This window comes from Caballeronia sp. ATUFL_F2_KS9A (assembly GCF_023630765.1).
Lineage (GTDB): Bacteria > Pseudomonadota > Gammaproteobacteria > Burkholderiales > Burkholderiaceae > Caballeronia > Caballeronia zhejiangensis.
Genome location: NZ_JALQEK010000066.1, coordinates 1 through 282, shown reverse-complemented (window position 1 = coordinate 282; position 282 = coordinate 1). Strand labels below are relative to the sequence as shown.

The 282-nt window shown below is 51.1% G+C and carries 1 protein-coding gene; it reads left to right on the top strand.

Features of this window, described 5'->3' with window-relative positions:
• Positions 1-18: 18 nt before the first annotated feature.
• Positions 19-282: CBS domain-containing protein (locus NCS67_RS31805; RefSeq protein ID WP_502801892.1), on the top strand; the 264-nt coding region annotated here is incomplete at its 3' end.

The window sequence follows — 282 nt, the reverse complement described above, 5'->3', positions numbered from 1 at the left end:
ATTCACAAGAACATGTCGGTGGCACAGCAAGCGCAAGAAGTCGACCGGGTGAAGCGCTCGGAGAGCGGCGTCATTACAAATCCTTTCTCCCTGACGCCTGATCATCATGTTTACGACGCAGAAGAATTAATGGGCAAATATCGGATTTCCGGCGTTCCTGTCGTAGACGGAAACGGCAAGCTGGTCGGCATCATTACCAACCGCGACCTGCGATTCGTTCATGACTATTCCATTAAGATTAAGGAAGTCATGACGAAGGAGAACTTGGTGACGGCCCCGGTA